Annotated in this window: 14 protein-coding genes; 7 read left to right on the top strand and 7 right to left on the bottom strand. The window is 61.6% G+C overall.

From position 1 onward, the window contains the following. Nucleotides 1-31: 31 nt before the first annotated feature. The 4 genes from CHB90_RS01240 to CHB90_RS01225 all read right to left on the bottom strand — a co-directional run bounded on the left by CHB90_RS01240 (nucleotide 32) and on the right by CHB90_RS01225 (nucleotide 4,059). Entirely contained in the window at nucleotides 32-1,183 is a 1,152-nt protein-coding gene (locus CHB90_RS01240) for a substrate-binding protein (RefSeq protein WP_089276040.1), read from the bottom strand. 76 nt (nucleotides 1,184-1,259) lie between these two features. Next, entirely contained in the window at nucleotides 1,260-2,102 is an 843-nt protein-coding gene (locus tag CHB90_RS01235; protein WP_089276174.1) for a nitrilase family protein, read from the bottom strand. 179 nt (nucleotides 2,103-2,281) lie between these two features. Further along, nucleotides 2,282-2,914, bottom strand: coding sequence for an ANTAR domain-containing response regulator (locus tag CHB90_RS01230; protein WP_089276039.1), 633 nt, complete (start codon nucleotides 2,912-2,914; stop codon nucleotides 2,282-2,284). Further along, nucleotides 2,911-4,059, bottom strand: a complete 1,149-nt coding sequence (locus tag CHB90_RS01225; protein ID WP_089276037.1) for a transporter substrate-binding domain-containing protein — start codon at nucleotides 4,057-4,059, stop codon at nucleotides 2,911-2,913. Before CHB90_RS01225 ends, CHB90_RS01230 begins: the two co-directional genes overlap by 4 nt. A 385-nt stretch (nucleotides 4,060-4,444) precedes the next feature. Between CHB90_RS01225 and CHB90_RS01220 the strand changes: the two genes are divergently transcribed. Then, complete coding sequence (locus CHB90_RS01220; protein ID WP_089276035.1) at nucleotides 4,445-4,828, top strand: nuclear transport factor 2 family protein; 384 nt, start codon at nucleotides 4,445-4,447, stop codon at nucleotides 4,826-4,828. A 58-nt stretch (nucleotides 4,829-4,886) separates the two neighbouring features. Here CHB90_RS01220 and CHB90_RS01215 read toward each other — a convergent pair whose 3' ends face one another. Further along, nucleotides 4,887-5,312 carry an Lrp/AsnC family transcriptional regulator gene (locus CHB90_RS01215; RefSeq protein WP_089276033.1) on the bottom strand — a complete coding sequence of 142 codons (426 nt, stop codon included), beginning with the start codon at nucleotides 5,310-5,312 and terminating at the stop codon, nucleotides 4,887-4,889. Nucleotides 5,313-5,494: 182 nt separating this feature from the next. Here CHB90_RS01215 and ctlX point away from each other — a divergent pair, with 182 nt between their 5' ends. The 3 genes from ctlX to CHB90_RS01200 are packed head-to-tail and all read left to right on the top strand — an operon-like array spanning nucleotide 5,495 to nucleotide 8,404. Further along, complete coding sequence (gene ctlX, locus CHB90_RS01210; protein ID WP_245823111.1) at nucleotides 5,495-6,418, top strand: citrulline utilization hydrolase CtlX; 924 nt, start codon at nucleotides 5,495-5,497, stop codon at nucleotides 6,416-6,418. Then, nucleotides 6,415-7,344 carry an arginase gene (rocF, locus tag CHB90_RS01205; protein ID WP_089276029.1) on the top strand — a complete coding sequence of 310 codons (930 nt, stop codon included), beginning with the start codon at nucleotides 6,415-6,417 and terminating at the stop codon, nucleotides 7,342-7,344. The genes ctlX and rocF overlap by 4 nt, the downstream gene beginning before the upstream one ends. A 10-nt stretch (nucleotides 7,345-7,354) precedes the next feature. Then, nucleotides 7,355-8,404 carry an ornithine cyclodeaminase gene (locus tag CHB90_RS01200; protein WP_089276027.1) on the top strand — a complete coding sequence of 350 codons (1,050 nt, stop codon included), beginning with the start codon at nucleotides 7,355-7,357 and terminating at the stop codon, nucleotides 8,402-8,404. An 85-nt stretch (nucleotides 8,405-8,489) separates the two neighbouring features. Here the strand turns inward: CHB90_RS01200 and CHB90_RS01195 are convergent, their stop codons facing one another. Next, on the bottom strand, nucleotides 8,490-9,242 hold the full coding sequence (locus CHB90_RS01195; RefSeq protein WP_170940957.1) for a Crp/Fnr family transcriptional regulator: 753 nt from the start codon (nucleotides 9,240-9,242) through the stop codon (nucleotides 8,490-8,492). A 209-nt stretch (nucleotides 9,243-9,451) separates the two neighbouring features. Between CHB90_RS01195 and CHB90_RS01190 the strand changes: the two genes are divergently transcribed. Then, nucleotides 9,452-10,330: a Crp/Fnr family transcriptional regulator gene (locus CHB90_RS01190; protein WP_342744933.1), complete on the top strand. Its 879-nt coding sequence runs from the start codon at nucleotides 9,452-9,454 to the stop codon at nucleotides 10,328-10,330. An 84-nt stretch (nucleotides 10,331-10,414) separates the two neighbouring features. Next, nucleotides 10,415-11,611 carry a winged helix-turn-helix domain-containing protein gene (locus CHB90_RS01185; protein WP_089276172.1) on the top strand — a complete coding sequence of 399 codons (1,197 nt, stop codon included), beginning with the start codon at nucleotides 10,415-10,417 and terminating at the stop codon, nucleotides 11,609-11,611. 56 nt (nucleotides 11,612-11,667) lie between these two features. On the opposite strand, the gene CHB90_RS01180 is transcribed toward CHB90_RS01185, so the two are convergent. After that, the gene (locus CHB90_RS01180) at nucleotides 11,668-12,216 is read right to left on the bottom strand and encodes a DUF2478 domain-containing protein (protein ID WP_089276023.1); all 549 of its coding nucleotides are present in this window, start codon (nucleotides 12,214-12,216) and stop codon (nucleotides 11,668-11,670) included. 107 nt (nucleotides 12,217-12,323) lie between these two features. On the opposite strand from CHB90_RS01180, the gene CHB90_RS01175 reads away from it, so the two are divergent. Beyond that, the coding region (locus CHB90_RS01175) for a transposase (RefSeq protein ID WP_141135780.1) at nucleotides 12,324-12,574 on the top strand (251 nt) is incomplete at its 3' end.

The raw sequence follows: 12,574 nt of genomic DNA, 5'->3' as shown, positions 1-12,574 counted from the left end.
GCGGGGCAGGATGCCCCACCGGAGGTTCAGATCAGAGGTTCGGGCACTGGTTGCCGGGATCGACGGCTTCGAAAGCATCAACCACTTCAACCGATCCGTCGGCCATAACCTTGCCAAGATACATCGTCAGCGGAGCGTGGTGTTGCTTCGACATCGAGATCACGCCACGCGGACCGGCAAAGGAAACGTCCTTGAGCGCGTCCAGAACCGCACGGGTGTCAGTGGTCCCGGCCTTCTCGACGGCGGCCTTGTAAAGGTAGACCGCTTCGTATTGCGGCACCGACAGGTCGTTCGGAGTGCGCAACTCGTCGCCGAACTTCTCCGCCATCGCGGCGAGGAACGCCCTGTTCTCCTCGCTGTCGATTCCGGTGATGTAGGAGGCAGAGATAAGGATGTCCTTCGCATCGGCGCCCATGTTCTTGGCCGTGCCTTCGTCGACCGCAAGGTTGGCATAGGGCAGGTCGACACCTGCGCCGCGCAGCTGCTTGGTAAGCGTCACGTTGGGCGCTCCGCCTGCGGTCGAGGTAATCAGCGCATCGGCGCCCGACGACTTCAGCTGCGAGATGATGGAGGTCCAGTCCGTGCCGTCCATGGGCAGATATTCTTCACCCACGACCTCACCACCGGTCGCTTCGATGTAGTTGCGTGCGAACTCCAGCATGCCGCGCCCGAATGCATAGTCGCTACCGACGAGGAAATACGTCTTCGACTCTTCGCTCATCAGGTAGTCGACCACTGGCGGGACCTGCTGTTCGGGCACCCAGGCATTGACGAACAGATAGGGGCTACAGGCTTTGCCCTCGTAGAACGAGGTGTAGATATAGGGCACTTGGCCCCGCGTCACGATGGGCATGCCCGCGTTGCGCGCGGCGCTGGTTTCCATCGAGATCAGAACATCCACCTCGTCGCGGTAGACCAGGCTGTCAAAGGCCTTCTGCGCCCCGACCGCGCCCGACCCGTCATCGGCAATGACCAGTTCAAGGGGCCGACCCAGCACGCCGCCCGCGGCATTGATCTCGTCCACGGCCAGTTCGGCGGCTTGGACGACCGACGGCGCGACAACGCTGTTGGCGCCGGACAGGCCCACGGGCACGCCGATCTTGATCGGTTCGCCGTCCTGGGCCATCGCGGTTCCCGCGAGCATGACGCCGGTGACCAGACTGATTATCTTGGGTATCTTCATTGTATCCGTATCCCTGTTGCTTGGTTTGAGGTCTTGGTGGAAAGGATGCCCGATAGGCTCTGCCTAGTGCGGGCGATCAGGAGTAGACGTCTCTGCGCCTGTCCGAATGTTTGTTGTTGAACTCGTTGACTTGCCAAACCTTCGAAAGGCGGCCGGGATCGACTTCGGCGATCAGTATCGCCTCATCGACCCGATCCGCCGGCCCGGCCAGGGCGAAGCCGTTGGGACCCACGATAAGGCTCTGACCGATGAAGGGCTGGCCGCGCTCGGTCCCGACCCGATCCGCGCAGGCGATGTACAGCCCGTTGGAATGTGCCGCCGCCTTGTGCAAGGTGTTGGCCATGGCTTCGGCTTCCGGCTCCTGGTCCGGCATCGGGACCCAGTTCGTCGGTACGCAGACGATTTCGGCACCATTGTCGGCCAACGTTCGGAAAGTCTCGGGGAACCAGCCGTCATAGCAGACCGCCAGGCCGATGCGACCGAGCGAGGTGTCGAAGACCGGCAGACCCAGGTTGCCGGGCGCAAAGAACAGTTTCTCGCGGTTCCAAAGGTGCAGCTTGCGATAGGTGCCGAGGTAACCCTCGGGCCCGCAAAGTATCGCCGAATTGTAGAAGGTGCCGTCTGCTGCCTCTGCGAGTCCGGAGGCGATATAGACGCCCAGTTCCACGGCGAGGTCGCACAGCATCGTGGCGCTGCGTCCGTCAGGGATCGGGCCGCTTAAGGCGGCAACCTCGTCTTCGGTTTCAAAGACATAACCGCTGTCGGCAAGCTCTGGCAGCACGATCAGCGCCGCGCCCGCCGCGTGCGCCTTGCGAATCCGGTCTTCCATGGCCGCGAGGTTGCGGGTCAGTGCGCCGATCTCGGGCTGGTACTGGATTACTGCGATCTTGAACGTGCGGGACGAGGTGCCAGGGGTCATCTTTGTCTCCAAAACGCAAAAAACCCCTGCCGCGGACTCAACCGCAGATCAGGGGCTACATAGCCGAAATTTGAAACGGCAACCTTGCCGTCGAGCCATCTTGGCTCACGTTGACAAGGCTGACACGGCCTTTGATACCGTTCAAGCGGAAGTTTCGGGCATGCTCCGCCAAAGAGTGATTAATTTTTCGGCGCTTTCGAATCGCGACCCGGTTTCAGACCCAGCCGTGCCATGGTTTCGTGGGCAGCGACGATCTCTTCGGCGATTGAACTGAGCGGGACTCTTTCCGAGGTCGCCTGGTCGCGAAGCAGGCGGTAGGCGTTCTCTTCTTTCATGCCCTGTTCATCTATTAGAAGCCGGATCGCCTTGTCGACCACGCGACGGCCTTTCAGAGTTTCTTCCAGCTTGCGGATCTTGGCGTTCAACCGGCCCTCGAACTGATGGCGATAGCGGGCAAGGGTGAACTGCGTGAGGATTCCCAAGGGGCGCAGCGGTTTGGACATGACGCCGTGCGCGTTCAGGTCAAATATCGATTGTAGCGTCGTCGGACTTTCGTAGGTCACGACCGCGATTACCGCGACGTCCGCGCCTTCGAGCATCTGGATCATGTCCGCCTCATGTGCGTCGTCCACGCTCAGGAACACCGTGTCGACCGTCTCGGGCAGAGCGGCCGGCGGCGGCCAGACGGTCTGCACCTGGCAGCCAAGCCGCTTCAGGTGTCCCCGCAACAGGTCGCAATCCTCGTCACCGGGGTGGATGACCAGGACGCGCGCCCGGCGTAATTCGTCGAGTATCCGCCGCGCGCCTTTCATGCCCAGGCCTCGAGCGCGGATTCCTCGATCCAGGTCGCTGCAAGGTAGGGGTCGGGCCTGACCGGTTCCTTGCCCTCCCATACGACGTCGAAAAGCCCGTCGGGTCGGGCAACGCCTATTCTGGGCGTCAGCCACATATGTCTTGTCTCGGGATCGACGCGAACGACCCCTTCAGGTGCCTCGAACTCGTCGCCCAAGGGATCCAGTGCCAGCCGCCGAGGGTCAGCCGAAGCGAGCCGCGAGACCGCGCGGGCAAAGAGATGAACCTGAAGATAGGCGGATTCAGACCAGATAGATGTGGTCGCCTCTAGCCCGAACCGCGCCTTGTACGCCGCGACGAAGTGCCGGTTCACATCCGTGTCCAGCGTTTGAAAATAGGTGGATGCCAAAACGTGGCCAGTGCAGCGTTCAGGCCCGATCGTTGCGATTTCCGTTTCTGCCATTGTCAGGCTGGCGATAGGATGGACAGATCGGTCAAAGCCCGCCTCGTCATAGAGACGGTAGAGCGCCTGTGCTGAGGTGCCGACCATCGTGGAAAAAACCACGTCCGGCTGGGCATTGCGGATGTCGCGTACGAGGGTCTCGACGGCCTCTGCCCCAGCGCCGAGCGGCACATAGGACTCGCCGACGATCTCTCCGCCCCGCGCTTCGATCAGGTCCCTCATGATCCGGTTGGATTCCCGTGGGAATATGTAGTCAGACCCCACGAAAAACACCCGGCCACCGTAGGTGTTGACGAGGTACTCGGCCAGTGGCAGGCAGGTTTGATTGACAGTTGCGCCTGTATAAATCAGGTTCTCGCAATACTCGAAGCCCTCATACATCGAAGGGTAGAAAAGCAGGCCATTGTAGCGCTCGACGATGGGCAGCACCGTTTTTCGGCTGGCCGACATGGAGCAGCCGAAGATCACTTCGATTTCGTCCTGCGCAAGCATCCGGCGAGCCAATGCGAGATAGGAGTCGTTCTGCGCACCAGGGTCGTACAAGATTGGCGCGATTTTTCGTCCAAGAATCCCCCCGGCTGCGTTGATCTCCTCGATAGCCAGCTCGGTCCCGCGCAAGTGCTCGGATTCGGTCACGGACGTCGTTCCACTCCGCGAAAACAGTACGCCGACCCGCCATTCCTTCGGTTCTGTCTGCGCCATCCTGCTCCTCGGGACTCCCTATAATTATCGTCCGAGTCTAGGGGCGCTTGATGCCGCGCCACAAGCCCTGCTTTGTCATTTTGAGGAACTCAAATGCCTTGGGATAAAACTTTAATCCCTTGCCCGCGTGACCGACGAGCCGATCGCCACGTTCCGCGTAGTGACCACCTGATCCGTCCCTGAACTTTCTGAAGATCGGCGCTGCTGTCTGGTTTCGTCGCGCTTTCCGGTGTCGTAGGGGTATACGTCGACGTGACTTTCTCAAGATTGACCAGAACCGACCTTTGTAGAGATACGCGTGCGGGAGGCGCGCGGGGATCTCTACACAGTCGCCGTCGTAGACCAAATCGCAGGACGGATCACCGTGTATCCCGGGAGCTTCACAATGCCTGATCTTGGAACCAGAAAACGCGACGTGATTGCGTTTTACGAGATGATGTTCAACGCCTGCCAACCCGCCATGGCGATCGAACGCTTTGCAGGCGACGACTACATCCAGCACAATCCACATGTCGTCAGCGGCAAGCAGGGGTTCATCGACTATTTCGAACGTATGGCAGCCAAATATCCGGGCAAACAGGTCAAGGTGAAACGCGCCTTTGCCGAAGGCGACCACGTCATATTGCATTGCCACCAGATTTGGCCCGGCGGGCTGGAATACGCAGGCATCGACATCTTCCGCCTCGATGCGGCGGGCAAGATTGTTGAACACTGGGACGTCTTGCAGGAACTGCCCCGATCCAGCGCAAACGAAAATGGGATGTTCTGATCTTGCCATGGCAGGTTCGGCGCAGCCAGACGCCCCTGCCAGATCTTGTCGCTTCGTCTCAAACCGTGCTGAGCAGGATAGAGGTTTCGCTGTTGGTGATGCCGGGAATGCCGCGCACGTCCCGCAGCACCCGGTCGAAATCCGCCAGGCTTTCGGCGCTGAGTTCCGCCACCAGATCCCATTTGCCATTGGTCGAATGCAACTGTCGAAGGGCGGCGATGCCCCGCAGGCTGCGGATCACGCGCGTGGTGGACTGACCTGACACCTCGATCATCATGATGGCGCGCACCACGTCCGGTCCGTACTCTTCCCTCGCGCGAATGGTAAAGCCCAGCACCGCGCCACTGTCGATCAGCCGGTCCAGCCGGTTTTGCACGGTCGCCCGCGTGACGCCCAGCACATTGGCAAGTTTGGACACCGGCGCGCGCCCGTCCTCACGCAGGATGGCAATCAGCCGTTTGTCGAGGTCATCGAAGAGTTGCATATCACTTTGCGCTGTCAGAGTTTGCAATTTGCACAATCATAGGACGCAAAAACATCAAGAAGGCAATGCAAATCGGCAAGCGCACGCTCTAGCCTGAGAGGGCTGCATCCCCGCCTTTGCCTGCACAAACGGACAGTTCCACCATGCCGAAAACCTCGCTTCAGGCGCCCGCGTCTGTCGTCATGATCAGACCCCATCACTTTACGCCCAACGCGGAAACCGTGCGCGACAACCATTTTCAGTCGCGGCCGGCGGACACGTCCGGGAACCGCATCGCGCAGACGGCCCATGACGAAGTGACCCATGCCGCCGAGGCCTTGCGTGCGGTCGGGGTCAATGTCCATCTGTTTGAGGATACCGGCACCGCGACACCGGACTCTGTCTTTCCCAACAACTGGTTTTCGACCCACGCGGGCGGGCATGTGGCCGTTTATCCGATGTATTCACCCAACCGCCGTGCAGAGCGCCGTCAGGACGTGCTGGACCTGCTGAAACAGCACTACCGTGTTCAGGACATCATTGATTATTCCGGCTTGGAACAGGACTGTCTGTTCCTCGAAGGCACCGGGGCCATGGTGATCGACCATCTGGAACGCGTGGCCTATGCCGCCCGGTCGCGCCGCACCAGTGAGATCCTGCTGGAACGGTTCTGCACCCATTTCAACTATGAACCCATCGTCTTTGACGCCGTCGACGCGGGCGGGCAGCCGATCTATCACACCAACGTATTGATGTGCATCGGCACGGATTTCGCCCTGATCGGGCTGGAGACGATCCCCGATGCGGCCCGTCGCCGCGACGTGGCGGAGCGCCTGCGCCGGGGAGAACGCGACGTGATCGACCTGACGTATGACCAGATCGCCGCCTTTGCCGGGAACGCGATTGAATTGCATGGACACAATGGCCCGGTTCTCGCGTTGTCGTCCCGCGCGCTTGGGGCCTTGAATGCGGACCAACGAGCGCGGCTGGAACGCCATGTCACCTTCTTGCCGCTGGACATTCCCACCATTGAAATGGCGGGCGGATCGGTGCGCTGCATGATCGCGGGTCTGCACCTGAGCCCCCGCCCCACCAGAACAGAAATCCCGACAGGAGCAAACCAATGACCGAGATTGTCCTTCTGGGCGCCCCCATCGAGGCCGGGGCCGGACGCCGTGGCTGTGCCATGGGACCGGCGGCCTATCGTACCGCCGGACTGGCGGAGGATCTGCGCGCCCTTGGTCACACCGTGACCGATCTGGGCGATGCAGTGCCGGATGACACCGGGCCGATCGACGCCCCCTTTTCCCATCTCAAGGCTCTGCCAGAAGTGGCCGGATGGACCCGCAGCCTGCACCGCCACGCGCATGAGCTGGCGCGCGGACCCGCCTTGCCAATCTACATGGGCGGTGACCACGCCCTGTCCATGGGGACGGTGACGGGCCACGCCGCTGCCGCAGCGGATCTGGGCCGCCCGCAATTCGTGCTCTGGCTGGATGCCCATGCGGATTTCAACACGCTGGAATCCTCGCCCAGCGGCAACCTGCACGGCACACCACTGGCCTTTGCCTGCGGTCTGGACGGGTTCGACACTGTGCTGGGCGGGCCGCTGCCGGCCAGCATCGATCCGCACAACGTCTGCATCATCGGCCTGCGCTCTGTCGACGGGGTCGAACGGGATCTGTTGCGGGCGTCCGACGTCACCGCCCATGACATGCGCGCCATCGACGAACACGGCATCGCGGCACTGCTGAAAGAGTTCCTGGACCGCGTCGCCGCCGCCAACGGATTGCTGCATGTCAGCCTTGACGTGGATTTCATCGACCCCGAGATCGCCCCCGCCGTCGGCACCACCGTTCCCGGCGGAGCCACCTTTCGTGAGGCGCATCTGGCGATGGAGATCCTGCACGACTGCGGGCTCGTCACGTCACTCGACCTCGTGGAACTGAACCCCTTTCTGGATATTCGCGGCCTCACCGCCCGCCTGATGCTGGACCTCACCGCCAGCCTGTTCGGTCGGCAGGTGCTGGACCGCCCCACCCGTAGCTATTGAAAGACATACCATGTCCCCCCTGCCCTCTGAACTGGCCTATGTGCCGTTTGTCTCTGTCGAGAACATGATGCGCCTCGTGCATCACCTTGGGATCGAAACGGTCCTGACCGACCTCGCCGCCCGGATCGAGGATGATTTTCGCCGATGGGAGCTGTTCGACAAGACGCCGCGCGTCGCCTCGCATTCCGATGTCGGCGTGATCGAACTGATGCCGACATCGGACGGTGAGATGTACGGGTTCAAATACGTCAACGGCCACCCAAAGAACATGAAGGCCGGGTTGCAGACCGTGACCGCCTTTGGCCTCCTGGCGGATGTGGACACCGGCTATCCGAAACTGCTGAGCGAGATGACGCTGCTGACGGCGCTGCGCACGGCGGCGACCTCGGCCATGGCGGCGAAACATCTGGCCCCGCAGGGGGCAACGACCATGGCGATGATCGGCAATGGTGCCCAGTCCGAATTCCAGTGCATCGCCTTCAAGGCGATCTGCGGCATCGACACGGTGCGCCTGTATGACGTCGATCCGGCGGCGACGGATCGTTGCGCGGCAAACCTTGCCCAGCGCGGTCTGACGGTTGTGACCTGCCGCAGCGCTGAAGAGGCGCTGGAAGGGGCACAGATCATCACCACCTGCACCGCCGACAAGCAGTACGCCACCATTCTGACCGACAACATGGTCGGCAGCGGCGTCCACATCAACGCCATCGGCGGTGACTGTCCCGGCAAGACGGAACTGCACCGCGACATCCTGCTGCGGTCTGAGATCTTTGTGGAGTACCCGCCGCAGACGCGGGTGGAGGGCGAGATCCAGCAGCTTGACCCCGACCATGCGGTGACAGAACTGTGGCAGGTCATCGCCGGTCAGGTTCCGGGTCGCACGGCGGCGCGTCAAATCACCCTGTTCGACAGCGTCGGCTTTGCCATCGAGGATTTCAGCGCCCTGTCTTATGTGCTGGCCGCGATCGAAGGCACTGCGTTCTTCACCGATCTGGACATGATCGCCGATCCCGACGATCCGCGTGACCTGTTCGGGATGCTTCAGCGCGCCCGGGACTGACAGCCATGCCAAGCCGGACAGGATCGGTTTGCCGACTATGATGTCGGAGCCCCCTGCCCCGCTGACCGGCGGCAATGGCGGGTACTCACTCGGCGGCAAACCGTGAGGCGTGGTCTGTCCACGGACCCAGGGTGTTGCTGTCCAGTCCGGCCAGTTTCGCAAGTGCGGCGATATCGGCGATCCGGTAGCGGTGTGGTCCATCCGGCATCACCAGACCGTCTTGCGACAGCTCACCCAGCAGACGGCAGATCGTTTCCTGGGTGGTGCTTGCCAGATCGGCCCAGTCACGGCGCGTGAGCACCATGGTGACAATGACACCGCCATCCGGTTGCGGCTCGACCGGCATGAATTCGGTGGCATGCAGCAGAAATGCCAGAATCCGTTCACGGCTGGTCAGGGCGCCCCGCAGCCAGATCGCTTGCAACTGACGTTCCTGGCGGACCTGGAGATGGGCCAGAATGTGCTGCCGCAGGGTCCGGTTACCATGCATACGTCGATGCAGATCAGCCACATCGAACACGCAGATGTCTACTTCAGTCACGGCCTCGACCGCAAAATCGAGCGGCCCGCTTTCCACAACGCCCAACAGATCACCCGGACGCATGACCTCTATCAGATTGCGCCGTCCGTCCCTGTTCACACGGACCCGCCGCAGGAAACCACTGCACAGACTGCCGGCAAATGCTGGCGCACGCCCCTCGGCCAGAACGGTTTCGCCCGGCTTGAACCGGCGCAGACTCGCCTGACCGTTGGTCAAGGCAAGACCGTCAGACGACCCAGTCCCGCAAAACGCCTTGTCGGTCAGGTTGCAGTCCGTGCAACCCGGGCCGACAGGCATCTTGTCTGTATCCGTTTTCAAACCAGTTCCCGCCATGAGGCCCCGAAACGAAGGGTGAAAGATTGCCATGTGTCCGCCGCCGAATGCCGGGGCAAGATCGGCAGAGGACCGTGTGATACCACTGATCGGGAAAGAGAAACACATGCAAACGACCGCACTTGTTTCTCACCCCCAAAAAATCGCTCCTTGCCAGGGGTTGACGGGACGGATTGATTGCTGAACCTAGGGGGCTGTTGATCTTTTTCAGGTCGGGTGGTGTTTCACACCTCCCGATAACAAGTGGAGAACTTGTTTCGCCAAACCAATCGAATGCGAGTCAAAACGCGGTCTGTAGTCTCGACAGGCTCACACATGGAACCGCGCTGCCACAAGACACGGTCGAAGCCTTGCGCAGCATCTGCACGCTGCGCCGATACACCGCCGGGCAGGCAATCGCCGAAGCAGGGGAAGAACCCGGATTTGTCGGCTGCGTTCAGCACGGTGTTCTGCGAATGCAGAAGACACTGCAGGACGGACGACAGCACATCGTGGGGCTGCTGGTTGAGGGCGACATGTTCGGACGGGTGCTGGGGGGGACTCTGGACGTTGCCATAGAGGCTGCCACCGATGCCGAAGTCTGCGCCTTTCGCCGTGCCCCCTTTGAGACGCTGTTGGCGCAGTCGCCGGAACTGGACCGGTTGGTTCTGGTGAGCGTTCTCACTGAACTGGACCGTGCGCGCGACTGGATGATCATTCTTGGCACGCCCCGGATCAGGGAACGGTTGGCCGGGTTTCTGTTGGTGCTCTGCACCCGGTTTGCCACCACGGACAACCTGCTGAGGGCACGCGGCACGGCACTGGACGTCGTGGTTCCGATCAACCGGACGGATCTGGCGCATCTGCTGGGCACCCGCCCGGAGTCGATCAGCCGTGCGTTTCATGCGCTTGCCGATACGGGGTGTATCACCCTGCGAAAGCCCGATCTGATCGGGATTCTGGACCTTGAGGCGCTGGCCGCCGAAGCGGGGGAAGACGAACTCAAGGGGCGGGCAACACTGAAATTTCTGCTGGCAAGCGTGCAGGCCCGCGCCTCTAAGAGCAGCGGTTGACCGCCACGCCTGCGGCCTTTCCTCACCGTCACAAACCGCCGAGATTTCCCTGTGCGCGGCGCGCTTTCGCGGTACGGTGACCCGATGACTCACCCCTTTTTGGACAACCAGACCGCCCGTCGCCTGTTTCTGGACCGGCACCTGTTGTTGCGACCCGGCTCTGGACCCGGCAAAGGCGGCGATCTTGATCAGGTGTTGCATGATCTTGGGTTTGTTCAGGTCGACAGCGTCAACACGCTGGCCCGCGCGCATGACCTGATCCTGTGGTCCCGGCGCGGACAGTACCGGCCAAAGGCGTTGGAGCATCTTGTCGCGCGGCACCGCACGGCGTTCGAACATTGGACCCACGACGCCGCGATCATCCCGATGCCCAGTTATCCGATGTGGCGGCTGAAGTTTGCGCGCGACGAGGCGCGTATGCAGGCGCGCTGGCCACAAGGCCGGCGCGATGGTTGGATGGCCGAGATTGACACGGTCCTGCGCCATGTGTCGGACAACGGTCCGACCTGCTCGCAGGATGTTGGCACCCACGAGAAAAAGGGGTCAACCGGGTGGTGGGACTGGCACCCGTCCAAGACGGCGCTGGAATTTCTGTGGCGGTCCGGTCGGCTGGCGATCTGTTACCGCACAGGGTTTCGGAAATTCTACGATCTTAGCGAACGGGTGATCCCCGCCGAGCGTTTGAACGCCCGTCCCACTACGGCCGAAACCGTGGATTGGGCGATGTCCGAGGCGCTGACCCGGCTGGGCTTTGGCACAAGCGGAGAGCTAGCAGCCTTCTTCGACATCGTGACCCGTGACGAAGCCAGAAAATGGTGCGCGCAGGCACTTGCCTCTGGTCACATCATCGCGGTGGACATCGAACTGTGCGACGGGACGCGTCGGGACGGCTTTACCACCGAGGCCACTCTTGACCAGATCGCGTCCCTGCCGGACCCGTCATCGCGTATCCGTCTGCTGTCACCCTTTGATCCGGCGCTACGGGATCGTGCACGGGCCGAACGGCTGTTCGGGTTTCACTACCGCATCGAGATCTTCGTGCCTGAACCCAAACGGCGCTATGGATACTATGTCTTTCCGGTGATGCAGGGCGACCGCCTGATCGGGCGAATAGACGCCAAACGTCGTGGCAAGGTCTTGCAGGTTCAGGCATTCTGGCCAGAACCCGGCATCCGCATGGGCAAGGCACGCACCGCAGGAGTGCGCGCCGAACTGGAGCGGGTCGCACATCTGGCGGCAACCGACGACATCGCGTTCGCGGACGGGTGGCTACGCGCCTGACCCGTCCTGCCGCATTGTGCAACCGCCAGTGCCAGCCGTCCGACACCCCCTACGCCTCAGGCAGCCGTGCGAGAGGATTTCGGACAATCGCCGGAGGTCTTGGCCTGTGTCAAAGCTGACTCGATCCACTGCAGAATCGTGTCTTGAGACGGTTCAAGAGCTGTCACATCGGATCCGACAAATTCAAGAAACGGCGCAAGGTTCAGGGAGTTGACCCCCACCAGCACAGGGATCTCAAGGTCAATCGCATCTGCGATCACCGTTCTGAATCCGCGCCCTTCGGCCTCGTGTTTGCCGAATTTGTTGACGATCAGAATATCCACACCGGCCTGTAGCCGGGATGCGACCAGACCAACGGCTGTTTCCAGGACGGTCGGGTCCAACCGGCATCCCCGCGACGCCTGACCCAGATCCTGCGAAATGCGCAGGACCGGACCGTCCGGCAAGACGCTGACATCCATGTCACAGGGTCCGTTTGCGCATTCGGTGTTGATCTGCACCGTGCCACAGGTCGCATGTCCCCGTGCCGCAAGCGTTTCGGCAATCTGGAAAAGCAGGAGGTCCGTATCCCCCTGACCCGGCGCCATCGTGTATGCAATTTGCATCTGGGTTGATCCTCGTTTCAGAGTATCCGTCCGTTGTGACCGCTCTGACGGTGAGCCTCTGCTGTCGATAATGTCCATGATCGATAATGGACATCTTGAGGCACTCCATGACGGGCATGAAGGGACAGAAGAAGCGGTTCTGGTCTGACGAGGAGAAACGCTCGATCTGCCGGCAAACATGCGCGCCCGGTGTGTCGGTGGCGCAGGTTGCGCGCCGGTATGCGATGAACTCGAACCTGATCTTCACCTGGCTGCGGGATCCGCGTTTCGCGCCGGCCGAAGCCGAAGCGTCCAGTGGTGCCAAGGATGACACTCTCTTCCTGCCGGTCGAGATCACCGGCTTGGCCGCCGAGCCTGA

Source organism: Antarctobacter heliothermus (genome assembly GCF_900188425.1).
Lineage (GTDB): Bacteria > Pseudomonadota > Alphaproteobacteria > Rhodobacterales > Rhodobacteraceae > Antarctobacter > Antarctobacter heliothermus.
This window is presented reverse-complemented; position numbering and strand designations above follow the sequence as displayed.